Here is a 21,061-nt window from a genome sequence, read left to right on the forward strand (position 1 = left end):
CGTACAATTAATATAATATAGTTATTATGAAGAAACTCATTTTAGGTATAGCAATCGTAGCTTCTGCTTTCGTTTTCGGTCAGAAGGGCGATGTAAATGCCAAGCTGCAGGAAGCGAACAAAGCTGCAATGGATGCATATAATGCAAAAAATTATACCGTTGCCGCGCCTAAGTTTTTAGAAGTTTATAACTTATTAAAAACCAATGGCCAGGATGATAAGATATATATGTATTACGCAGGTCTGAGCTATGCTTTGGCAAATAACAGCACCGAATCCATCAAAATATATACAGACCTTATCAATTCAGGTTTTACAGGAGTTCAGACAACGTATACTGCGAAAGAGAAAAAGTCTGGTCAGGTAGTGAATTTAGACAAAGCTACTTGGGAGCTTATGAAAAAGAATCCTGATTATTCAGATTTCAAAACAGAGCAAACACCAAGTGTTGAGCCGGAACTGTATGAAACATTAACGACTTTGCTTATGAACGCAAAGAAGCCTAATGAAGCATTGACAATTATTGAAAAAGGTTTGGCAAAATATCCAAATAATGCCAAACTTAAAGAAGCTCAGGCTACAGCTTATTATGATTCTGGAAATACGGAAAAATTCATCGGAGCACTTAAAGAGCAGCTGGCTAAAAATCCTAATGATGCTACCAACTGGTATAACCTTGGAGTAATGCAGTCTAAAAATCCTGCAACAGTGGAGGATGCACTTGCATCATTCAAGAAAGCTATCGAGATTAAACCTGACTTTGATAATGCCTATCAGAACCTTGTTTATACAATAATTGGAGACGATTCCAAAATTGTAGAGCAGATTAACGCAACAAGAAAAGATAAGCCTGAAGAAGCGACTAAACTAATCGATGCAAGAAGAGAAAGATTTACTAAGGCACTTCCATATGCTGAAGGATGGTACAAAGCAGCACCGGAAAATCTTGATGCCCTTACTGCATTAAAAGAGATCTATATCGTAACAAAAAATACAGATAAAATTAAAGATCTGAAAGCTAAGGAAGCTGAGCTTAAAGCAAAAGCAAAATAATAATTCTTAGTTAAATTATAAATGAAACCGGAGCAGAAATGTTCCGGTTTTTTATTTTTTGATCTGAAATATGCTTTTATTTTCACCTTAATTATCGTTAAATTTCACCCTGAAAATTCTCTGTAATTCCGTATCTTTGGGAAAAATTTTTATAAGATGATTGAGTGGAAAACCGCCAAAGAATACGAAGATATTACCTATAAAAAATGTAATGGGGTAGCAAGAATTGCTTTCAACAGACCGGAAGTAAGAAATGCCTTCAGACCCAAGACCACTTCAGAACTGTATGACGCTTTCTATGACGCTTATGAAGACTCTTCAATAGGGGTTGTCCTGCTTTCAGGAGAAGGTCCAAGTGCCAAAGATGGTGGTTGGGCTTTCTGTAGTGGAGGCGACCAGAAAGCAAGAGGACATCAGGGATATGTAGGCGAAGACGGAAGACACCGATTGAATATTCTTGAAGTTCAGCGTCTGATCCGTTTTATGCCGAAAGTAGTGATCGCTGTTGTTCCGGGATGGGCAGTAGGAGGAGGGCATTCACTTCATGTGGTATGCGATCTTACTCTGGCAAGTAAAGAACATGCTATCTTCAAACAGACCGATGCTGATGTGACGAGTTTTGATGGTGGATACGGATCCGCTTACCTGGCGAAAATGGTTGGTCAGAAAAAAGCCCGTGAAATATTCTTTTTAGGAAGAAACTATTCTGCTCAGGAAGCTTTAGAAATGGGAATGGTCAATGCCGTTATCCCGCATGCCGAATTAGAAGATACAGCCTATGAATGGGCACAGGAAATATTAGCAAAATCACCAACTTCTATCAGAATGCTGAAATTCGCAATGAACCTGACAGATGATGGAATGGTTGGCCAGCAGGTGTTTGCAGGAGAAGCGACCCGTTTGGCATATATGACAGAAGAAGCGCAGGAAGGAAGAAATGCATTCCTTGAAAAAAGAAAGCCAGACTTCGGAGAAAATCAATGGATATCTTAAAATAAGAAGTTAGGGGTTAGAAATTAGATAGTAAACTTATATGGTTTTTAAATCTAACTTCTAACTTCTATTATCTAACATCTAAATATTTATGTCAGATTGGATAAAAGCCGCGAGGCTAAGAACTTTACCGCTTTCCTTAAGCGGAATTATAATGGGAGCTTTCATTGCAAAATGGAGACTTTACGGAGAAGGAGGTACCTGGGACTGGAAAATTTTTGCTCTGGCGATTCTGGTAACCCTTTTATACCAGATTTTATCAAACTATGCCAATGATTATGGGGATGGCGTAAAAGGAACTGATGCCAAAAGAATAAATGAAGCAGAATCCAGAGCCGTAGCTTCAGGAAAAATTACGGCAAAGCAAATGAAAAATGCGGTAATCCTTTTTTCTGCATTATCCTTTGTTGCCACAATTGCACTCTTATACATCGCTTTCATCCCCAATTATATGAATGAATTTTATATTTTCATAGGATTGGGAGTAGCCTGTATTCTGGCGGCAATTGGCTATACAGTTGGAAAAAAACCTTACGGATATATGGGATTGGGAGATCTTTTTGTATTTGTATTTTTTGGCTTAGTTTCGGTTTGCGGGAGTTATTTTCTGTTTACAAAAACTTTCAGCTGGGATATGCTATTACCCGGAACAGCAGTAGGAATGATGAGTATGGCTGTTCTTAATCTTAACAATATGAGAGATATAGAAAGTGACAGATTGTCTGGGAAAAACAGCTTTGCATTGAGGATAGGTTTCAAAAATGCAATGATTTACGAAATGGTCCTGTTACAGCTTCCTTTGGTCTTAATTCTTATATTTTTAGGATTAAATGGTTTCATACAGTCTCAAAACTATTACGTTTTCATTGTAATGATCCTGTTAATTCCATTTGCTAAGCTCAGAAGGAAAATCATGTCTGTAAAAGAGCCTAAAGACTTGGATCCATTCTTGAAACAGGTGGGTATCCTTACCTTTACCATGGCGGTTCTTACAGCAATTGGGCTTAATTTTTTTAAATAAATAAATTTCCATTACTATGAGTTCAAATAGCTACGTTGAAGCTCAAATGCTTATCAGAAAACCGATTGAAGATGTCTTTGAGGCATTTATCAATCCTGAAGTGACTACCAATTTCTGGTTTACAAAATCTACCGGAAAATTGGAGGAGGGTAAAACGATTACCTGGGAGTGGGAAATGTATGGCGCAAAATCTGAAGTAAAAGTTCACCAGATTATTCCAAACCAGCTGATAAAAACAGAGTGGGGAGATCCGTCAGTACATGTAGATTATGAGTTCAAACAAATGGAGAAAGGAATTCTAGTTGTTATTAAAAGCTATGGGTTCAGCCAGACGGGTGAAGACCTTTTAAAAGTAATTAATGATAATACTGGCGGTTTTACGACAGTTCTCGATGGTTGCAAAGCTTATTTAGAACATGGAATTAATTTAAGATTGATTGAGGATAAATTTCCACAGAAATAATCTGACATAAAACCTTCGCTGAGTTAACGCCTTTGCGAATTTAAAAACATTTAGTTTATTAAAAATCTTAGCACTCTTTGCGTTTAAATAAAACACAAATAACACCAATGTTTGCACAAATTTTCACTAATATTTTATAGTGTTATTCGTGAAAAATATTTGAGCTATTTGTGTTTGAATGTTTAAAAATTAATTAATAAATCATTAAAATGAAAATACAATTTTTAGGACAAAACTGTTTTTTGTTTACATACAAAGACAAAACAATTTTAAGCGATCCTTTTTACAATTACAAAAAAGCGGAATCCGGCTTTGATATATCGGCTCAGAAGATCGATTATATTTTATTGACTCATGCTCACGGTGATCATATTGCTGATGTAGAGGAAGTGTTACAGTTTCATCCGGAAGCAACAGTTATTGGTGTTCCTGAGGTCTGTGCTTATTTTAAAACTGCAAAAAACAAAGACGATGTGAACTTAGGAGGATCGGCAAAAATCGACGATCTTAAAATTTCCATGGTACCGGCTCACCATACAAGTTCGTTCCCGGATGGAAGCTATGGAGGCGTTCCGGTAGGATATATTTTCAGACTTCCTGAAGGTAAGAACATTTATCTGGCCGGAGATACCGGAGTAATGGCTGATATGGAGCTTTTCCCAAGACTTTTCGGGAATATTGACCTGTCTATCCTTCCCATCGGAAGCCACTACACGATGTGCCCAAGAAAAGCATCTTTTGCAGCAGCAGAATTACTAAAAACTCCAAAAGTGATCGGATGCCATTTCGATACATTCCCTGCCATTAAGATCAACCATGAAAGTGCATTGAAACATTTTGCAGATAAAAATGTAGAACTTGTTCTTCCTAAACTGGGAGAGGAGTTTGAATTTTAAATAAAAATGAAAGGTAATCTGGAAATTAGAATGGAAATGCTGAAAAGTATGGAAACAAAAAAAGATAATCTTCCAATTACCTTACTTCAACTTAAATCAAAAAAAATGGCAAGCTACCTAAATCACACCGCTACGACCAATTACCTTTGCTGTGTTCCCACCCTGGAGGGTTCTCAGGAGCTGGTTGTTTAGGACTTGCCGTTGCAAAGGTAGGAATAATTTATAAACTTCAAAATATTATTAAAGAAAATTAGTCGAAAAAATGCAGTAATAAAGCTAAACGGCTGGAATTTAGGGCAATAATTTTTCAACTTTTTCTAAAAAATCTAACATGACGAAAAGTCCATCAACATTAGGAATTATACTTTTTATCGCTACAATGATCATCTTTTTTGTAGCCTATTACTTTTTCTCAGGTATCAATTATTTTGACATCTCTCTGAAAATCAATGCATTTATTCTGCCTATTTTATATGCAGGTGGTGCTTTTTGGTCCGTAAAATCTTTCTGGAACAAAAATAGGGTCGTAAGCTTTAAAGATGCGTTCTCAAGAGCATTTATTCCGATGTTTATCGGAGGAATTCTTTCTATTTTCAGCATTTACGCTTTCCTTAATTTCGTAGATACTGATGCTAAAAAACTGCTGAATTACCAGTATGTGCAGAGACAGAAAACGGAATTGGATACTGAGTATCAGTCTGCAAGAAAAATCCTGAAACATCAAAAAGACATTGATGAATTAGACAAAAAGTACAAGGAAAGGCTGCCAAGTTTTTCTCCGGAAGCCATTAAAGGAAAAGATATGCTTACTGCCAGTCATTTTTCAGGATATTTTGCAGCAATTCTTATATTTTACGTAGTTTTGTCAGTGTTTTTTGGAGCGTTTTTCAGAACGAGATCCGTGTATCAGGAAACCGAAAATCAAGAATAATTTTTATTAAAATTAAATGAATTTATCTATAGTTATTCCGTTATTAAACGAAGAGGACTCTTTGGAAGAACTTTTTTCAAGGATTGATAATGTCTGTTATTCCAACAGCTTATCCTACGAAATCTGGTTTGTAGATGACGGAAGTACCGATCTGTCGTGGAGCATCATTGAAAATATGAAGGTTCAGCATCCCCAGATCCATGCAATAAAGTTTTCCAGGAATTATGGAAAATCTCAGGCTCTTCATGCTGCTTTTGAAAGAACGAACGGAGAAGTGGTGATTACCATGGATGCTGATTTACAGGATTTTCCCGAAGAAATTCCTGAACTTTATAAAATGGTCACTGAAGATAATTACGATATTGTTTCAGGCTGGAAAAAGAAACGCTTTGATAACGTAATGACGAAAAATGTTCCGTCAAAACTGTTCAATGCAGCAGCACGAAAAGTGTCGGGAGTCTATCTTCATGATTTCAATTGTGGTCTGAAAGCCTATAAAAAGCAGGTTGTAAAATCAATTGATGTATATGGAGATATGCACCGGTATATTCCTGTACTGGCTGCTAATGCGGGATTCAGAAGAATTACGGAAAAAGAGGTACAGCATCAGGCAAGACCTTACGGAACCTCAAAATTCGGAACCGAAAGATTTATCAGAGGTTTTCTGGATCTGGTAACCCTTTGGTTTGTAAGTCGATTCGGAGGAAGACCCATGCATTTCTTCGGGGCGGTGGGAACTGTGATGTTTATCGTGGGATTTCTTTCGGCACTTTGGTTAGGAATTTCAAAACTGATCGATGTAGCAAGAGGAATTTACGGACATTTGATTACAAACAATCCGTGGTTTTATATTGCTCTGACAATGATGATTATGGGAACTCTGCTTTTCATAGCCGGATTCTTAGGAGAAATGATCATCAGAACCAACAGGGAACATAAGAATTATAATATTGATGAAGTGATTTAATACGTTAAATACACCATCATTAAACTAATAAAATCCCCGGGAAGATCTAAACTATCCGGGGATTTTTATGTCTTTTTTTGTACTGGAAAGAACAAATGTCTTTGCGACCTTACATTATTACTTATTGTTAGGACGCAAGGAAATCAAAGATTTTCAACAGGGTTTATTTGAGCATTAATCCATTTTATCGCAGATAAATCCTAGTGCCTTGACAGCACAAAGTAGGTGAAAACCCTCTCGCCCTTGCGAAAACTCAAACCATTACGCCAATATAATTCAACAAATCAGATAATATAAAATATTGGCAGAAAACACAATCGCAGAACCATTTCCGAAGCTATTTTTCTTTATATTTGTGTGTAATTTATAAAATTGGCAACACAAAACAAGCCGGTAAAACTCATTTTAATAAGTTTTTCTATTCTTTTACTGTCTTCCTGCGGATCATCAAAACTTCTGGGTTCCTGGGAATTCATAGATTTATATGATGGAGTGGTAACTGAAATTGATAGTTTAAAATCCAAAGAAAATAATTCCAGATACGGAACAGGAACTTTGACTTTTGATAAAGGCAATTCCTTTACCTCAATGGAAGAAAAAGGAAGTTATCAAAGAAAAAATAAAATACTGAAGATGAAATATCCTGGTCTGGATACTGTTGCAATGAATATTTCTTACTTAAGCAAAAATTATTTATTGCTGTCGGCAGGAAAGGATCCGAAAACCTGGTTTTACAGAAAAAAATAAAATGTAAGAATTTTTATAATGAACCCAAAAAGTTGTCTGAATTGTGGTCATGAAATTTCCGATGAGTTTTGTTCTCATTGCGGGCAAAAGGCAGATACAGCAAGAATAACTCCTCGTTCATTGATTAAAACTGATATTTTAGGATCAATCTGGCATATAGAAGAAAGGTTTTTCCGGAGCCTGAAGCATGTTTTATTTAGACCCGGCAGAATGGCAATGGATTATATTTCAGGTAAAAGAATCAAGTACTATAATCTATTTTCTTTGTTGCTTATTTTGTTTGGATTCAATGTCTTAACCATGCATTTTTATTTGGATTTGAATCCGAACGAAATTCAGAAAGAAAGCTCAAAAATCTTTGAATTTTTCTCCCGATACTCCAAAACAATCCTTTTTGTCATCATTCCCATACTCGGGACCAATGCCTATTTCATTTTCAAAAGAATGAAATTGAATATTGCCGAGCATTTTATCATCGGAACAGTAAGCCTGTTAGGAATTTTAATCATATTTTTGTTTAATGATACGGTAAGTCTTATAGGCCTGTGGAAACCCGCAGCGAAGATTTTCGGTATTTTGGAGAAGGCTTCATTTATTCTTTTCATTCTCTTTCCGGCAGTTACGTATTGGAATGCATTTAAAAAATCATACTCAAAACCTGGTCTGCTTTGGAGAGTATCATTACTGTATGTTTTGATGGGAATAGAGAGCCTTGTCATCATCGCGATTTTATATAGAATACTTTAATTTGAATATGAAAAAAATAGTATACCCATTTTTACTTGTAGCGGCGGTTTCCTGTGGAAAAGTTTCTCCGAAAGGAAATATTGAAAGGAAAGATGTAGATGTTTCAGAATTTGTTAACCTGGACCTGGAAGGAAAATTTCGTGTCTTTTATGCCAGAGGGGCTAAAAATTTTGTAGAGATCGAAACTTACCCAAACGTAGCCAGTAATCTGGATGTTGATGTTAAAGACAAGACTCTTATTATCAAAGAAAATAGAGGAACAAAAGGGGTGGATTTTTATAACGTGACCATCTATTCAAAATATAACCTTGAAAAAGTTTCAGTGGCAGATTCTGTAGAAATGAATATTTCAAGTGAAATTAAGACCGATAATTTTAGGCTTAATTTAAAAAATTATGCTACTTTTATGGGTTCAGTGAACACGAGAAGAGCAGAAGTAGAAATGCAGAACAGAAGCCGCGCCAACTTTTTGGGACTTACCAAAAATGCAGTGATAAAGATCTCTGACACAGCAAGTCTGATCGCGCCGTACTGGAAAATAGAGAACCTGAATATCGATTCTAAAAATGGGAATTATGCAGAAGTTAATGTAAAAGATTCTTTAAAAGGAAATATTCAGAACACGGCAAAATTTATCTACTACAATAACCCGATTCGTGCATTCAAAATTGATAAGACGACCAAGGTTGAAAATAAGAAATTGGATTAATTTGGAGGGTTAGAAAAACTGCTAAATTTAAAACTGGAACTTTACAAAACTATAAAAGAGCAAAATACACATATGACAACATTAGAAAAAGCGAAACTTTGGTTAAGTGATACATTCGATAAAGAAACAAGAGATGCTGTACAAACCTTAATTGACAGCAATTCTCCGGATCTCGAGGACTCTTTCTACAGAGAACTGGAATTCGGAACAGGAGGCATGAGAGGTGTCATGGGAGTAGGAACCAATCGCTTGAATAAATATACTTTAGGTCAGGCTACACAGGGGCTGGCTAATTATATGCTTCAACAGTTTAAAGGAGAAGAAATTAAAGTGGCCATTGCTTACGATGTACGCCATAATTCAAAAGAATTCGGGAAACTGGTTGCCGATGTTTTAACCGCAAATGGAATTAAAGTGCTTCTTTTCAAAGATCACAGACCAACCCCGGAATTGTCTTTCACTGTAAGAGACAAAAAATGTAACGGGGGAATTGTATTAACCGCATCACATAATCCGCCTGAATACAATGGTTATAAAGTATATTGGAATGATGGGGCGCAGATTGTTCCGCCACATGATGAAGCAATTATCAATGAAGTATATTCTGTAAAATTCGAAGAAATTAAATTCAGCGGAAATGATGACCTGATCGAATGGATCGGGGAAGAGCAGGACGATGTGTATATTGATGCCTGTATTGAAAATTCAACCTATCAGAATGTAGGAAAAGAGAACTTAAATATTGTTTTTACCTCTATCCACGGAACAACTTATACTACGGTTCCAAAGGCTTTGGAAAAAGCAGGATTCAAAAAGATAGATCTTGTAAAAGAACAGATGATCCCGAGCGGTAATTTTACCACGGTAGAATCTCCGAACCCAGAAGAACCTGCAGCACTTGAAATGGCTATGGATCTGGCAAGAATTACCAATGCAGATATCGTGATCGGAACAGATCCGGATGGGGATAGATTAGGAATTGCCGTAAGAAACCTTGATGACGAAATGCAGCTTCTGAATGGTAATCAAACGAATACAATTCTTACTTATTATATTTTAAATGAATGGAGAAAGCAGGGAAGGATTATAGGGAAGGAATTTATTGGTTCTACGATTGTGACTTCAGATATTTTCTTTGATATTGCAAAGAAATTCGGAGTTGACTGTAAAGTTGGACTTACAGGATTTAAATGGATCGGAAAAATGATCCGTGAGGCAGAAGGAAGAGAGAAATTCATCTGCGGTGGTGAAGAAAGTTTCGGTTTTATGACCGGAGATTTTGTCCGCGATAAGGATTCCTGTGGAAGTATTGTTTTAGCCTGCGAAATTGCAGCATGGTGTAAGGCTAACGGGAAAACAATGTACCAATACATGATCGAGATTTATCAGGATCTTGGAATGTATTATGAAGGCTTGGTCAATATTGTCAGAAAAGGAAAAGAAGGAGCTGAAGAAATTCAGAACATGATGAAAAACTTCCGCGAAAACCCACCGAAAGAATTGGCAGGATCACTGGTAGAAGAAGTGAAGGATTTTAAAGAACAGACCAGTTTCTCCGTTTCAAAGAATGAAACCAAAGTAATGAATGATATTCCGAAATCGAATGTACTCATTTATTATACTCAGGACGGAACTAAAGTCTGCGTAAGGCCTTCAGGAACAGAACCGAAAATTAAATTTTATATTTCTGTAAAAGATACGGTTACTTCTGAAGCTGACTTTAAAGATAAATTAAAATCATTAGAAGCAAAAATAGAGGACGTAAGAAAAGATCTGAAGCTGGACTAAATTTGTAGGAATGATAAAAAAGAGTTTTGCGGTCTGTATGCTTTCTGTACTTGTTTTTTCCTGCAAAAAAGAGGTTTCTAAAACGACAGAAGTAAAAGCAGTTAATGATTCAGTTGCCAAAACAGAAATAAAAGAAGATCTTTTTAAACCAGTTGATACAGCCTATTCTCCAAAAAATACAACGGAGGATTATATAAAAGCGCTTCAGTATTATCAATCTAAAACAGAAAGAGAAATAGCAGCCGGAAGTCCGGAGCAGAATAATAAGGTGTACGAAGATTACGTTGAAGTAAGGAATAAATATATTGAAGGCCTGAGCAGACTGCATACCGATATTCTGGATAAATATATCAATTATTATGATTCCGGCAGCGACAGCTACAAGTTTCCGGAAAATATAAAGAAGCTCGCAGCTCAGTTTAAGAAAGAAGGATTGGAGTTCAGGGAAGTAGGAGAAGGTTACACCGAAATCTGGTCTGTGCCTGATCATTATTTTACCATATTTAAAAATAAGGTAACCCCGGACTACAATTCTTATATTGCTCAGATGGCAATAGAAGCAAAAGAGAACTATGCTGCGGATGCCGGATTGATCATTAGTTGGAAAGAACTGGGAGAAAGATTGATATTCTGGGAAAATTTTATGAAGAAATATCCCGAAAGCCAGCTCCTGAAAACAGTGAAAAAAGATTACAACAATTACCTGCATGATTATCTGTACGGAATGGACAATACCCCAACGTATGAAACAGCAGACGGAAAATTATACGAAGAAAACAGGAATGAATATAAAAGGATTATAAAAAAATATCCTAATTCATATACCGCAAAAAGGGTTCAGGAATTTCTGGCTCTTTTTGATGCTCAGGTACCTGTTGATCAGATTCGTGAGAAAATGAACGTGGAAAACGATTATTAGTAAATTTAAATAAAAATAAAGTGAAAGTTTCAAAATTAGCGGCGAACCTGATTGGTTCTGAAATTGTAAAAATTGGTAATGAAGTAAATGATTTAAAAGCAAAAGGAGCAGAAATTGCCAATCTTACTATTGGTGACCTGAATTCTAATCTCTATCCTATCCCGGCACTGCTGAAGGAAGAGATTCAGAAGGCATATCAGAATAATCTGACAAATTATCCGCCGGCCAACGGGCTTTTATCTTTAAGAAAAGAAGTTTCCAAAGACCTGAAAAACAGATGGAACCTGGATTACTCACCGAACGATATTTTAATTACTGCCGGATCAAGACCGTTGATCTACGCGGTGTATAAAACAATCGTAGATGAAGGTGATAAAGTAGTATATCCTACACCATCATGGAACAACAACCATTACGCTTACCTTACCTCTGCAGAGGCTGTAGAAGTTAAGACTACCCCTGAAAACAACTTCCTTCCTACAGCAGATGATCTGAGACCACATTTAAGCGGTGCAGTTCTTTTGGCACTGTGTTCACCCCTGAACCCTACAGGAACAATGTTTACAAAAGAGCAGCTTTCAGCTATCTGCGAATTGGTTCTTGAAGAAAACAGAAAAAGAGGGGAAGATGAAAAACCATTATACCTGATGTATGATCAGATCTATTCTAATCTTACTTTCGGTGCACAGCACGTAGATCCGGTTTCTCTTTTCCCTGAATTGAAAGAATATACCATTTATATCGACGGTATTTCCAAATGCCTTGCTGCAACGGGAGTACGTGTAGGGTGGGGATTCGGTCCGTCTCATATTTTAGATAAAATGAAAGCTCTGTTAACGCACGTTGGAGCCTGGGCACCGAAGCCTGAACAGGAAGCTACCGCGAAATTCTTTGAAAACCCTGACAATGTAAATGTTTTCGTAGAAGATTTTAAAGGAAAACTGGAAGAAAGCTTAAAAGTTCTTCACGGTGGAATACAGGACTTAAAAGGAAAAGGATTGGCAGTGGAAAGTATTGAACCAATGGGAGCTCTGTACCTTACCATCAGATTAGATTATATCGGAAAAACAAAACCGGACGGATCTGTTATTGAAAATTCGTCTGACCTTGTATTCTACTTAATTAATGATGCCGGAGTTGCTCTTGTACCATTCTCAGCATTCGGAGAGGCAAAATCTGAGCCTTGGTTCCGTGCTTCTGTGGGAGGTTTAGCGGTTGACGAGATCAAAGTAATGCTACCAAAGCTTGAAAATGCTTTGAATGCTTTAAAATAATTAAGAAAAATATATATGCTTCGGCTACACTTAACACGGCACGGTATAAGTTATTATTAAGTGTCACGCTGAGCGTAGTCGAAGCGATTTTTTGAAGATAAGAAATACGGAAAAAATTTAGTTTTTATTAATGAAACTTCCAAAAAGGCCGTTCCTGGAAACCAAGTTGTTGAGTTATTCAACATTAGGAATTATCTTTTTAGCAAATTATATCAATTAATCATTCATAACTCATAATTTATAATAAATGAAAATCATAGCTGTCATTCCTGCCCGTTACGAAGCAAGCCGTTTTCCGGCAAAGCTGATGCAGATGTTAGGTGAAAAAACAGTGATCACGACTACCTATCAGAATGTTGCCGAGACGGGACTGTTTGATGAAGTATTTGTAGCTACGGATTCTGAAATTATTTTTGATGAAATTGTGAAAAATGGTGGAAAAGCCGTTATGACCGGACAGCATGAAACCGGGAGCGACCGTATTGCGGAGGCCGTACAGAACATCGACTGCGATATCGTGATTAATGTTCAGGGCGATGAGCCTTTCCTTAAATTAGAGCCGTTAAGACAGCTTATCGACGTTTTCAAGGATGATACTAACCAGGAAATTTCTCTGGCTTCATTAAAAATCAGACTAACAGAAAAAGAAGAAATTGAAAACCCGAATAATGTAAAAGTTATTACGGATAACAACGGTTTTGCCCTTTATTTTAGCCGTTCCGTGATTCCTTTCCATAGGGAAATCTCTTATGACATTAGCTATTTTAAGCATATTGGCGTATATGCTTTCAGAAAACATGCCTTACTTCAGTTCTCCAAACTGGAAATGAAACCACTTGAAATATCAGAAAAAATAGAATGCATCCGTTATCTGGAATACGGGATGAAGATTAAGTTAATAGAAACCAATTTCATCGGAGTGGGGATCGATACTCCCGAAGATCTGGAAAAAGCACGGAAATTAATTTGAGAATAGATGGTGAAAGCATTGCTCATCACCTTTTGTTTTTTCGCGCAATTCCCCTTATATTTGAAATAAATAAGATTAATGAAGAAATTACTTTTAGTATTCGTACTGATACTTTCGCAGTTGTCTTTTGCGCAGACCGCAAAAGAAATTATAGACAAAAATATTGAACTGTCCGGAGGATTAACGAATTGGAAGCTTTTAAATTCAGTACTGTTACAGGGAAAAGTGATTTTAGGGATCAAAGATGAATACCCTATAAAAATTTACCAGCAGCGTCCCAATCTTACCAAAACGGTGATCAGTATCGGTGGAAAGGAAACAGCCATTGAAGGTTTTGATGGTACTAGAGGATACGCAATGAATTATGCAGCCAACAAACTTCAGGTATACCCTGAATACATACCTGAAAGCTTTGATAATGATTTCATTGACTGGGAAAATAAAGGTTTTGATGCTAAATATGCAGGAAAAGAAAAAGTAGGTGAGATCTACTGTCACAAAGTGGAGCTTACCAAAAATGTAAATAAGAACATCTATTACTTTGATGTAAAAACGTATATGCTTTTAAAAGAAATCAAAAAAGATGAAACGTTGGTATATGCCGATTACAAGAAAGTAGGAAATCTGTCAATGCCTTTTAGAATTGAATCTTCAAGTACTAAAAAAGATGGAGACTTCGTTATGATCTTAAACAGGATAGATGTCAATAAAGTTTTTCCTGCCAATACATTTAAATTTTAATTAAGAAAATAATGCCTATTTAAAATATTCGGCATTATATTTTGGAAAATAACCGCGGCAAAACTGCCAACTAAAATTATAAGAATGAAAAAGATTTTCTTATGGCTGCTTTCTTTTGTAGCATTTTTACAGAGCTGTACCAATCAGAAAAGTGAAATTTCTCAATCTAAAACCAAAGAACTTATGGGAAAAACAATATATGATTTTAAAGTTGAAAGCCTTGATGGTAAGGAGATTAACTTTGCAGACTTTAAAGGAAAAAAGATCCTTATTGTCAATACAGCATCAGAATGTGGATTTACTCCACAATATGCAGATCTTGAAAAGCTGTATGAAGAATATAAAGACAAACTGGTTATTGTAGGTTTTCCTGCCAATAACTTCGGAGGTCAGGAGCCCGGAACCAATACTGAGATCGGTGCTTTCTGCCAGAAAAATTATGGAGTAACTTTTCCTTTGGCGGCTAAAGTTTCTGTAAAAGGAGATGATACAGCTCCTATCTTTAAATATTTAACGGAAAAAGATTTAAACGGGGTAAAAAACACTACCATCCTTTGGAATTTCACGAAATTCCTGCTCGATGAAAACGGAAAGCTGATCGATACTTTCATAAGTACTACAAAACCTACAGACGATGCTATTACGAAGCATTTGAAGTAAGATAAATTATAAAAACAACACTTCGGCTCCGCTCAGTGTGACAGCTTAGAAAAATACAGATAGTATTAGAAATGTCATGCTGAGCGGAGTCGAAGCGCTTATAATTCAAGTTGTCTGCTTCTAGTCGTTGCTTTTCTCAGCAAAACAGAAAATATTCCCAAGTTTAATACTGGAATAACCATTACTTTTTATTTTGGATGAATTAATCATAGCTTTTGCTAAAATATCAGTAGGCAAAGGTTTCTGACTTTCCAGCAGTCCCAGCTTATTGGCAAATTTTATAATTCTGCTACCCAGAACCTCTCCGGTTCTTTCCGAATCTTTTCTTTCCAGCATTCCTGGTTTAAAAATAGTGATCTTATTAAAATGAAGTTGTTTCACAGCCTCTTCCAGCTCACCTTTCATTTTAGAATAGAAAATTTTAGATGTGGGGTTTGCTCCATATGCCGAAACCAGTATATAATCTTCCACATCATTTTCCTTCGCTGCTTTGGCGAATTCATACTGATAATCAAAATCTACCTTTCTCTGGGCTTCTTTGCTTCCGGCATCTTTCAGTGTTGTTCCTAAGCATGAGAATGCAATGTCACCCTTCACTTTATCTTTCCATTCTTCCGGCTTTTCAAAATTAACCACATGAACTTTCAGCTTGTCATTCTGGATATCCACAGGCTTTCTTACAAAGATATCGACTTCCTCAAACTCTTTATCGCTGAGCAGCTGTTTTACCAGATCCTTTCCTGTAGCGCCCGTTGCGCCAATAACCAAAGCTTTCATAATATTTGTGATTTATATAGATGGTATTTTCTTTCTTAAATTTACTACATTTGAAATTAATATCAATAATCATTATCACTTATCATTTATAAAATCCATGGATGCCAACGAAATTTTAGATTACTGCCTGGCTAAAAAAGGAGTTACAGAAACTTTTCCTTTTGATAACGAAACCCTTGTGATGAAAGTAGGGACAAAAATGTTTTTATTAATGGGACTTGAAAGACAGCCATTGAGCATCAACGTAAAAACTGACCCTGAGTGGAGCGCAGAACTCCGAGAACAGCATCCGCAGATCACAGGCGCATTTCACATGAATAAAACCCATTGGAATTCTGTCATGGTTGATGGTTTGAAAAGAGATCTTATCTATAAGTTAATAGATCAGTCTTATGAATTGGTTTTTAATTCATTAACGAAAAAAGCAAAAGAAGAAATTATAAATAATTAGAATTGAAACTCCCGGGTCAGCCTTTTATCTTCATCCAACCTCTCAATTAATTTTTCAAGGCCTTCGAATTTGATCTCGTCATGAAGAAAATCCCTGAATCTTACCGTGATCTTTTCATCATAAATATCGCCTTCAAAATCAAGAATATAGACTTCAACGGTTAATTTTTCTCCGTTTACAGTAGGATTGGTACCAATGCTGAGCATTCCTTTATATTGCTGGCCTTTTACTTCGGTTTCTACAATATAAGCTCCTTTTTTAGGCAGAAGTTTAATAGATTCAGCATCAATGTTAGCTGTAGGATAGCCAATTGTCCTTCCAATTTTTTTCCCATGAACAACGGTTCCGGAAACAGAGTAGGAGTAACCAAGCATTTCATTGGCTTCTTTAATATTTCCTGTCAGAAGAGCATTGCGTACTTTCGTGGAGCTGATATTGTTTTCGTGGAGATTGATCGCTTCCATCTGTTCAACAACAAAATCCAGTTCTTTGGAAAGCTTTTGAAGAAGCTCGAAATTTCCGCTCTTATTTTTTCCGAATGAATGGTCGTAACCAATAATAAGGTATTTAACATTCAGTTTGTCAATGAGGATCTGACGTACAAACTCTTCACCTGTAAGGTTTCTGAATTCTTCATCAAATTCTTTCAGGAACAAATGATTGATTCCGTATTTTTCGATCAGCTGTTTCTTTTCATCCAACGTATTCAGAAGCTTAAGATCTTCATTCGGGTTAAAAACAAAACGCGGATGCGGCCAGAAAGTAAGGATCGCTGTCTCCAGATTATTCTCTGTACCCACATTAATCAGTTCATCGATAATACTTTTGTGCCCGAGATGTACTCCGTCAAACATTCCCAGAGACAATGCTAAAGGCTTTTGGGAGGAATAATCTTTAAAATTCTTGAAAACTTTCAAAACGGAAAAAATTTGACTGCAAATATATACATAATGTAACAATGTATCAATATAACAATGTACCAATATTTTTTGCGGAGAAATAATTGCTAGACTGGTAAATTGTTATATTGGTACATTAACAAAAAAGTATGATAAAAATCTTTTTTTTACCAATTGTAGGTTTATGAAGAATCATTATATTTGCACCAAGAAAAAATTTAGCAATGGCAAACCAAATTAAAGGTAAAATTTCTCAAATTATTGGTCCGGTAATCGACGTTGTCTTCACAGATGTGGAAGCAATTCCAAGTATTTATGACGCGTTAGAAATTACAAAAGGAAACGGTGAAAAAGTAGTCTTAGAAGTAGAGCAGCATATTGGTGAAGATACAGTAAGATGTATTGCAATGGATGCTACAGACGGTCTTCAAAGAGGGCAGGAAGTAATCGGATACGGAAATCCTATTACAATGCCAATTGGTGAAGCTGTGAACGGAAGACTATTCAACGTTGTTGGGGATGCTATCGACGGACTTCAAAATATTTCTAAAGAAGGTGGTCTGCCAATTCACAGACCAGCTCCAAAATTTGATCAACTTTCAACTTCTGCAGAAGTTTTATTTACAGGTATTAAAGTAATCGACCTTATTGAGCCTTACGCAAAAGGGGGTAAGATTGGATTGTTTGGTGGTGCCGGTGTAGGTAAAACAGTATTGATCCAGGAGTTGATTAACAATATTGCAAAAGGACACGGAGGTCTTTCAGTTTTTGCCGGAGTAGGTGAAAGAACGAGAGAAGGAAATGACCTTTTGAGAGAGATGCTTGAATCAGGAATTATTAAATATGGTGATGATTTCATGCATTCTATGGAAAACGGAGGTTGGGATCTTTCTAAAGTAGACTTAGAAGCTATGAAAGAATCTAAAGCTGCATTCGTTTTCGGACAGATGAACGAGCCGCCAGGTGCAAGAGCCAGAGTAGCACTTTCTGGTCTTACATTGGCTGAGTACTACAGAGACGGTGGTGAAAGCGGACAAGGTAGAGACGTACTTTTCTTCGTAGATAACATCTTCCGTTTTACACAGGCTGGTTCTGAGGTATCTGCACTTCTTGGTCGTATGCCGTCAGCGGTAGGTTACCAACCGACTCTTGCTTCTGAGATGGGAGCGATGCAGGAAAGAATTACTTCTACTAAAAACGGTTCAATTACTTCAGTACAGGCAGTTTACGTACCTGCGGATGACTTAACTGACCCGGCTCCTGCAACTACGTTTGCTCACTTGGATGCAACTACGGTACTAGACAGAAAAATTGCTTCATTGGGTATTTATCCTGCGGTGGATCCATTGGCTTCTACGTCAAGAATCCTTGCTCCGGAAATTATCGGTGATGAACATTATGACTGTGCTCAGAGAGTAAAAGAAATTCTTCAGAGATACAAAGCGCTTCAGGATATTATCGCAATTCTTGGTATGGAAGAACTTTCTGAAGAAGATAAATCAGTAGTTTACCGTGCCAGAAAAGTTCAGAGATTCTTATCTCAGCCTTTCCACGTAGCTGAACAGTTTACAGGTATTCCGGGATCATTGGTAGATATCAAAGATACCATCAAAGGATTCAACATGATTATGGATGGTGAACTAGACCATTTACCGGAAGCTGCGTTCAACTTAAAAGGAACCATCGAGGAAGCTATCGAGGCTGGACAAAAAATGTTAGCTGAAAACGCTTAACTAGATAAATAGAATAAAGAAAAAAGAACAAAGACATGGTCTCTTTCTTTTTTCTTTTCTCTTTTCTCTTTAATCTAAGAAATATGAATATAAAAATTTTAACACCAGAATACGTAGTTTTTGAAGGAGAAGTAGACTCTGTATTGTTGCCGGGAAAAAGTGGTGAATTCCACATTATGAAAAATCACGCAGCAATTGTTTCTTCTTTGATCGGAGGTAAAGTAAAGCTTTTCACATCTTCAGTGGGTGAAGCTTATGCTAAAAACTTTACTAAAGAAAATGAGAAAGATTCTGTTTTTTCTTACCCTATCAAAAGCGGTGTTGTAGAATTTAATCATGATAAAGGAATCATCCTTTGTGAATAATTAAATGAAAAGCTAAATATATTTTCAAGAAAGTGTAACTTTGGTTACACTTTTTTTATGTTGTGTAAAAGTCTGATTCTATGAAGAAAAGTACAATCATATTCTTTACCGTTCTGGCAATTTTGTGTAATGCCCAAAATTTCAAAACCAAAAGAGGCATCATAAGTCTTGATGGCGTTCATGTTGCCAAGATCTCCAACAAATCCAGTATCTATACGTTCATGGATCTGAACGAGACCCCGATGTATACCATAGAATTCGTAGATAAAAGTATAGTGGATTCCGTAAGAGACAGTTATATAAAACTGAACAGGGTTTACAACAGGGATAAGACAATAGAAATGGACTATATTTCTCCGTCAGCATTTTCCGGAGAGGAAAAATCAGCAGTTTATACTTCTATTAAAGGTCTGAAGATTATTGATAATAAAGGAATCAATATTAAAAACCTGGATGATATATTTAAAAATATTCCTAAAAGAAAGCTGGATACCAAAACCAAAGATGCCTATACTACCAGAAGTAAAATTGATAAGCTCAACATTGAAGTTAATAAAGTAGGAGAGATCATTAGCAACGGCATTCCTGTCGGATATTTTACCAATCTTCCGGTAAGTTTTGGTTCTGAAGATACCATTACCGATAAAACCTTCATAGATATTGAGGTATATGATGCTAAAAGTAAATATATTGGAAAATATATTACCACAACAAAGCAGATCAAAACAGCTAACGGAAAAATTTTTACCATCTACAGGGAAATGTCCGGCAGGGCTTCTCTGTTAAAATTTCCTACTTATAAAGCAATTGCGGAAAGGTTGGCTATTATGGATCCTAGTTTTATTAAAATTCAGGAAAAAGTAGTTGTAGGGCAGGTTAAGAAGGAAGGAGCTGAGAAATAAAGACTCTTTTTATTAATCTTAAATGAATATATAAAACTCGCGAAAATTAATTTTTCGCGAGTTTTTATTATATATTTTCTTTTAACTTTTGAATATATTCTGTAGGAGTAACTCCCTCTAAATCTTTAAAAACTTTATTAAACGTCGATTGATTTTTAAAACCTGCCTGAGTATATAGGTAGGTTAGTTTATAACGGTCATAATCATCATCGTGCATCAACTTTTTGATATATTGAATACGATAAGTATTTAAAAAAGTATTGAAATTAGAACCCGCTGTAGAATTAATAGTACGTGAAACATAGGAAACATTTGTATTTAAAATCTCAGCAAGTGTAGAAATATTAAAGTTTGTATCTAAATATATTTTATCGTTTTCAAACAGAGTAATAATATCATCATAAATTTTTTTATAAGTAGCCTCAGAATTGGAAATCCTAGATACAATTAGTTCATTTTCAGTTATAATATGATCTGTTTCTTTATTTTCAGAAATATCATGAAATGTAATTTTATGCTTATAGTATAAGAAAAACGAGATAAAATAAATTACTGACAGTAATGTAAAAACATTAATAATGAATAGGTTATTTTTTGAAATAGCCAGTTTAGGAACATCAAAACAATAATTTCCAAAGAACGTAAGGAGAATTAGAAACGCAATATAAACAGTCCAATACAAAACAGTACGTATGGAGTAGAAATGGTACACTGCCACTGGAAAAATAAGATACCATATAAGTGATAGTGGACTATGATTCCAAAATAAAATTAAAATAAAATATATCGCTATAGAAGATAATATCAAGTAAGGTTTTATGAATAATCGGATTATATTATACTCAAGATTATATATGAATATTAAAATTACAATATTTACTATAATTGATAAAAGTGAGAAAATTAGTATATAATATTCCAATTTTATATGCCAAAATAAACTAAGAAGACCAAATCCAATTATAATGTATGAATATATAAAATTTATTACGGATTTTTTATATATATCAGACTTGATCATAGTTATTTCTATTTTAATACAAATTAACAGTATTT

General features: G+C 35.7%; 23 protein-coding genes and 1 other RNA gene. 20 read left to right on the forward strand and 4 right to left on the reverse strand.

Annotation, left to right across the window (positions count from 1 at the left end):
* Positions 1-26 precede the first annotated feature (26 nt).
* The 5 genes from V6R96_RS08720 to V6R96_RS08740 all read left to right on the forward strand — a co-directional run bounded on the left by V6R96_RS08720 (position 27) and on the right by V6R96_RS08740 (position 4,425).
* The gene (locus tag V6R96_RS08720; protein WP_223559385.1) at positions 27-1,052 is read left to right on the forward strand and encodes a tetratricopeptide repeat protein; all 1,026 of its coding nucleotides are present in this window, start codon (positions 27-29) and stop codon (positions 1,050-1,052) included.
* Between the two features lie 156 nt (positions 1,053-1,208).
* Positions 1,209-2,045, forward strand: a complete 837-nt coding sequence (locus tag V6R96_RS08725) for a 1,4-dihydroxy-2-naphthoyl-CoA synthase (protein ID WP_111957974.1) — start codon at positions 1,209-1,211, stop codon at positions 2,043-2,045.
* 91 nt (positions 2,046-2,136) lie between these two features.
* Positions 2,137-3,066: a 1,4-dihydroxy-2-naphthoate octaprenyltransferase gene (gene menA / locus V6R96_RS08730; RefSeq protein ID WP_223559386.1), complete on the forward strand. Its 930-nt coding sequence runs from the start codon at positions 2,137-2,139 to the stop codon at positions 3,064-3,066.
* A gap of 16 nt (positions 3,067-3,082) precedes the next feature.
* Complete coding sequence (locus V6R96_RS08735; RefSeq protein ID WP_223559387.1) at positions 3,083-3,529, forward strand: SRPBCC family protein; 447 nt, start codon at positions 3,083-3,085, stop codon at positions 3,527-3,529.
* A gap of 209 nt (positions 3,530-3,738) precedes the next feature.
* Entirely contained in the window at positions 3,739-4,425 is a 687-nt protein-coding gene (locus tag V6R96_RS08740) for a metal-dependent hydrolase (protein WP_336378671.1), read from the forward strand.
* A gap of 103 nt (positions 4,426-4,528) precedes the next feature.
* On the opposite strand, the gene ffs is transcribed toward V6R96_RS08740, so the two are convergent.
* Positions 4,529-4,626: signal recognition particle sRNA small type (gene ffs, locus V6R96_RS08745), an RNA gene on the reverse strand.
* A 130-nt stretch (positions 4,627-4,756) separates the two neighbouring features.
* Between ffs and V6R96_RS08750 the strand changes: the two genes are divergently transcribed.
* The 11 genes from V6R96_RS08750 (at position 4,757) to V6R96_RS08800 (ending at position 14,878) form a co-directional block, all read left to right on the forward strand.
* On the forward strand, positions 4,757-5,356 hold the full coding sequence (locus V6R96_RS08750) for a DUF4199 domain-containing protein (RefSeq protein ID WP_336378672.1): 600 nt from the start codon (positions 4,757-4,759) through the stop codon (positions 5,354-5,356).
* Between the two features lie 16 nt (positions 5,357-5,372).
* A complete protein-coding gene (locus V6R96_RS08755; RefSeq protein ID WP_111957962.1) occupies positions 5,373-6,323 on the forward strand; it encodes a glycosyltransferase family 2 protein in 951 nt (316 codons plus the stop codon).
* A 372-nt stretch (positions 6,324-6,695) separates the two neighbouring features.
* Positions 6,696-7,070 (forward strand): hypothetical protein, encoded by a 375-nt coding sequence (locus V6R96_RS08760; RefSeq protein WP_223559391.1) that lies wholly within the window; start codon positions 6,696-6,698, stop codon positions 7,068-7,070.
* An 18-nt stretch (positions 7,071-7,088) separates the two neighbouring features.
* A complete protein-coding gene (locus V6R96_RS08765) occupies positions 7,089-7,817 on the forward strand; it encodes a DUF3667 domain-containing protein (protein WP_336378673.1) in 729 nt (242 codons plus the stop codon).
* 7 nt (positions 7,818-7,824) lie between these two features.
* Positions 7,825-8,526, forward strand: a complete 702-nt coding sequence (locus V6R96_RS08770) for a GIN domain-containing protein (RefSeq protein WP_336378674.1) — start codon at positions 7,825-7,827, stop codon at positions 8,524-8,526.
* Positions 8,527-8,598: 72 nt separating this feature from the next.
* Complete coding sequence (locus V6R96_RS08775; protein WP_336378675.1) at positions 8,599-10,314, forward strand: phospho-sugar mutase; 1,716 nt, start codon at positions 8,599-8,601, stop codon at positions 10,312-10,314.
* A gap of 10 nt (positions 10,315-10,324) precedes the next feature.
* Entirely contained in the window at positions 10,325-11,233 is a 909-nt protein-coding gene (locus tag V6R96_RS08780; protein ID WP_336378676.1) for a hypothetical protein, read from the forward strand.
* Positions 11,234-11,253: 20 nt separating this feature from the next.
* Entirely contained in the window at positions 11,254-12,507 is a 1,254-nt protein-coding gene (locus V6R96_RS08785; RefSeq protein ID WP_111957948.1) for a pyridoxal phosphate-dependent aminotransferase, read from the forward strand.
* Positions 12,508-12,754: 247 nt separating this feature from the next.
* Positions 12,755-13,477: a 3-deoxy-manno-octulosonate cytidylyltransferase gene (gene kdsB, locus V6R96_RS08790; RefSeq protein WP_111957946.1), complete on the forward strand. Its 723-nt coding sequence runs from the start codon at positions 12,755-12,757 to the stop codon at positions 13,475-13,477.
* A 78-nt stretch (positions 13,478-13,555) separates the two neighbouring features.
* Positions 13,556-14,218: a histidine kinase gene (locus V6R96_RS08795; protein WP_111957944.1), complete on the forward strand. Its 663-nt coding sequence runs from the start codon at positions 13,556-13,558 to the stop codon at positions 14,216-14,218.
* Between the two features lie 84 nt (positions 14,219-14,302).
* On the forward strand, positions 14,303-14,878 hold the full coding sequence (locus V6R96_RS08800; RefSeq protein ID WP_111957942.1) for a glutathione peroxidase: 576 nt from the start codon (positions 14,303-14,305) through the stop codon (positions 14,876-14,878).
* Between the two features lie 120 nt (positions 14,879-14,998).
* Here the strand turns inward: V6R96_RS08800 and V6R96_RS08805 are convergent, their stop codons facing one another.
* Positions 14,999-15,655: an NAD(P)H-binding protein gene (locus V6R96_RS08805; RefSeq protein WP_111957940.1), complete on the reverse strand. Its 657-nt coding sequence runs from the start codon at positions 15,653-15,655 to the stop codon at positions 14,999-15,001.
* Positions 15,656-15,752: 97 nt separating this feature from the next.
* Here V6R96_RS08805 and V6R96_RS08810 point away from each other — a divergent pair, with 97 nt between their 5' ends.
* Positions 15,753-16,106, forward strand: a complete 354-nt coding sequence (locus V6R96_RS08810) for an MmcQ/YjbR family DNA-binding protein (protein ID WP_336378677.1) — start codon at positions 15,753-15,755, stop codon at positions 16,104-16,106.
* Here V6R96_RS08810 and V6R96_RS08815 read toward each other — a convergent pair.
* Entirely contained in the window at positions 16,103-17,023 is a 921-nt protein-coding gene (locus V6R96_RS08815; protein ID WP_111957935.1) for a bifunctional riboflavin kinase/FAD synthetase, read from the reverse strand. The two genes, V6R96_RS08810 and V6R96_RS08815, sit on opposite strands and share 4 nt — an antisense overlap.
* Positions 17,024-17,229: 206 nt before the next feature.
* Between V6R96_RS08815 and atpD the strand changes: the two genes are divergently transcribed.
* The 3 genes from atpD (at position 17,230) to V6R96_RS08830 (ending at position 20,005) form a co-directional block, all read left to right on the forward strand.
* Positions 17,230-18,738 (forward strand): F0F1 ATP synthase subunit beta, encoded by a 1,509-nt coding sequence (gene atpD / locus V6R96_RS08820; RefSeq protein ID WP_111957933.1) that lies wholly within the window; start codon positions 17,230-17,232, stop codon positions 18,736-18,738.
* Between the two features lie 83 nt (positions 18,739-18,821).
* Positions 18,822-19,103 (forward strand): F0F1 ATP synthase subunit epsilon, encoded by a 282-nt coding sequence (locus tag V6R96_RS08825; RefSeq protein ID WP_111957931.1) that lies wholly within the window; start codon positions 18,822-18,824, stop codon positions 19,101-19,103.
* Positions 19,104-19,183: 80 nt separating this feature from the next.
* Positions 19,184-20,005, forward strand: a complete 822-nt coding sequence (locus V6R96_RS08830; RefSeq protein WP_111957929.1) for a hypothetical protein — start codon at positions 19,184-19,186, stop codon at positions 20,003-20,005.
* 67 nt (positions 20,006-20,072) lie between these two features.
* Here V6R96_RS08830 and V6R96_RS08835 read toward each other — a convergent pair whose 3' ends face one another.
* Entirely contained in the window at positions 20,073-20,687 is a 615-nt protein-coding gene (locus V6R96_RS08835) for an AraC family transcriptional regulator (RefSeq protein WP_157963386.1), read from the reverse strand.
* Positions 20,688-21,061 lie beyond the last annotated feature (374 nt).

Origin of the sequence: Chryseobacterium sp. CCNWLW53 (assembly GCF_037083525.1) — a bacterium.
Classification (GTDB): domain Bacteria; phylum Bacteroidota; class Bacteroidia; order Flavobacteriales; family Weeksellaceae; genus Chryseobacterium; species Chryseobacterium lathyri.

Excerpts from the sequence above, each read along its gene's own strand:
- V6R96_RS08720 (WP_223559385.1), top strand. The coding sequence starts at position 27 with ATGAAGAAACTCATTTTAGGTATAGCAATCGTAGCTTCTGCTTTCGTT.
- V6R96_RS08725 (WP_111957974.1), top strand. The coding sequence starts at position 1,209 with ATGATTGAGTGGAAAACCGCCAAAGAATACGAAGATATTACCTATAAA.
- menA (WP_223559386.1), top strand. The coding sequence starts at position 2,137 with ATGTCAGATTGGATAAAAGCCGCGAGGCTAAGAACTTTACCGCTTTCC.
- V6R96_RS08735 (WP_223559387.1), top strand. The coding sequence starts at position 3,083 with ATGAGTTCAAATAGCTACGTTGAAGCTCAAATGCTTATCAGAAAACCG.
- V6R96_RS08740 (WP_336378671.1), top strand. The coding sequence starts at position 3,739 with ATGAAAATACAATTTTTAGGACAAAACTGTTTTTTGTTTACATACAAA.
- V6R96_RS08750 (WP_336378672.1), top strand. The coding sequence starts at position 4,757 with ATGACGAAAAGTCCATCAACATTAGGAATTATACTTTTTATCGCTACA.
- V6R96_RS08755 (WP_111957962.1), top strand. The coding sequence starts at position 5,373 with ATGAATTTATCTATAGTTATTCCGTTATTAAACGAAGAGGACTCTTTG.
- V6R96_RS08765 (WP_336378673.1), top strand. The coding sequence starts at position 7,089 with ATGAACCCAAAAAGTTGTCTGAATTGTGGTCATGAAATTTCCGATGAG.
- V6R96_RS08770 (WP_336378674.1), top strand. The coding sequence starts at position 7,825 with ATGAAAAAAATAGTATACCCATTTTTACTTGTAGCGGCGGTTTCCTGT.
- V6R96_RS08775 (WP_336378675.1), top strand. The coding sequence starts at position 8,599 with ATGACAACATTAGAAAAAGCGAAACTTTGGTTAAGTGATACATTCGAT.
- V6R96_RS08780 (WP_336378676.1), top strand. The coding sequence starts at position 10,325 with ATGATAAAAAAGAGTTTTGCGGTCTGTATGCTTTCTGTACTTGTTTTT.
- kdsB (WP_111957946.1), top strand. The coding sequence starts at position 12,755 with ATGAAAATCATAGCTGTCATTCCTGCCCGTTACGAAGCAAGCCGTTTT.
- V6R96_RS08795 (WP_111957944.1), top strand. The coding sequence starts at position 13,556 with ATGAAGAAATTACTTTTAGTATTCGTACTGATACTTTCGCAGTTGTCT.
- V6R96_RS08800 (WP_111957942.1), top strand. The coding sequence starts at position 14,303 with ATGAAAAAGATTTTCTTATGGCTGCTTTCTTTTGTAGCATTTTTACAG.
- V6R96_RS08805 (WP_111957940.1), bottom strand. The coding sequence starts at position 15,655 with ATGAAAGCTTTGGTTATTGGCGCAACGGGCGCTACAGGAAAGGATCTG.
- V6R96_RS08810 (WP_336378677.1), top strand. The coding sequence starts at position 15,753 with ATGGATGCCAACGAAATTTTAGATTACTGCCTGGCTAAAAAAGGAGTT.
- atpD (WP_111957933.1), top strand. The coding sequence starts at position 17,230 with ATGGCAAACCAAATTAAAGGTAAAATTTCTCAAATTATTGGTCCGGTA.
- V6R96_RS08825 (WP_111957931.1), top strand. The coding sequence starts at position 18,822 with ATGAATATAAAAATTTTAACACCAGAATACGTAGTTTTTGAAGGAGAA.
- V6R96_RS08830 (WP_111957929.1), top strand. The coding sequence starts at position 19,184 with ATGAAGAAAAGTACAATCATATTCTTTACCGTTCTGGCAATTTTGTGT.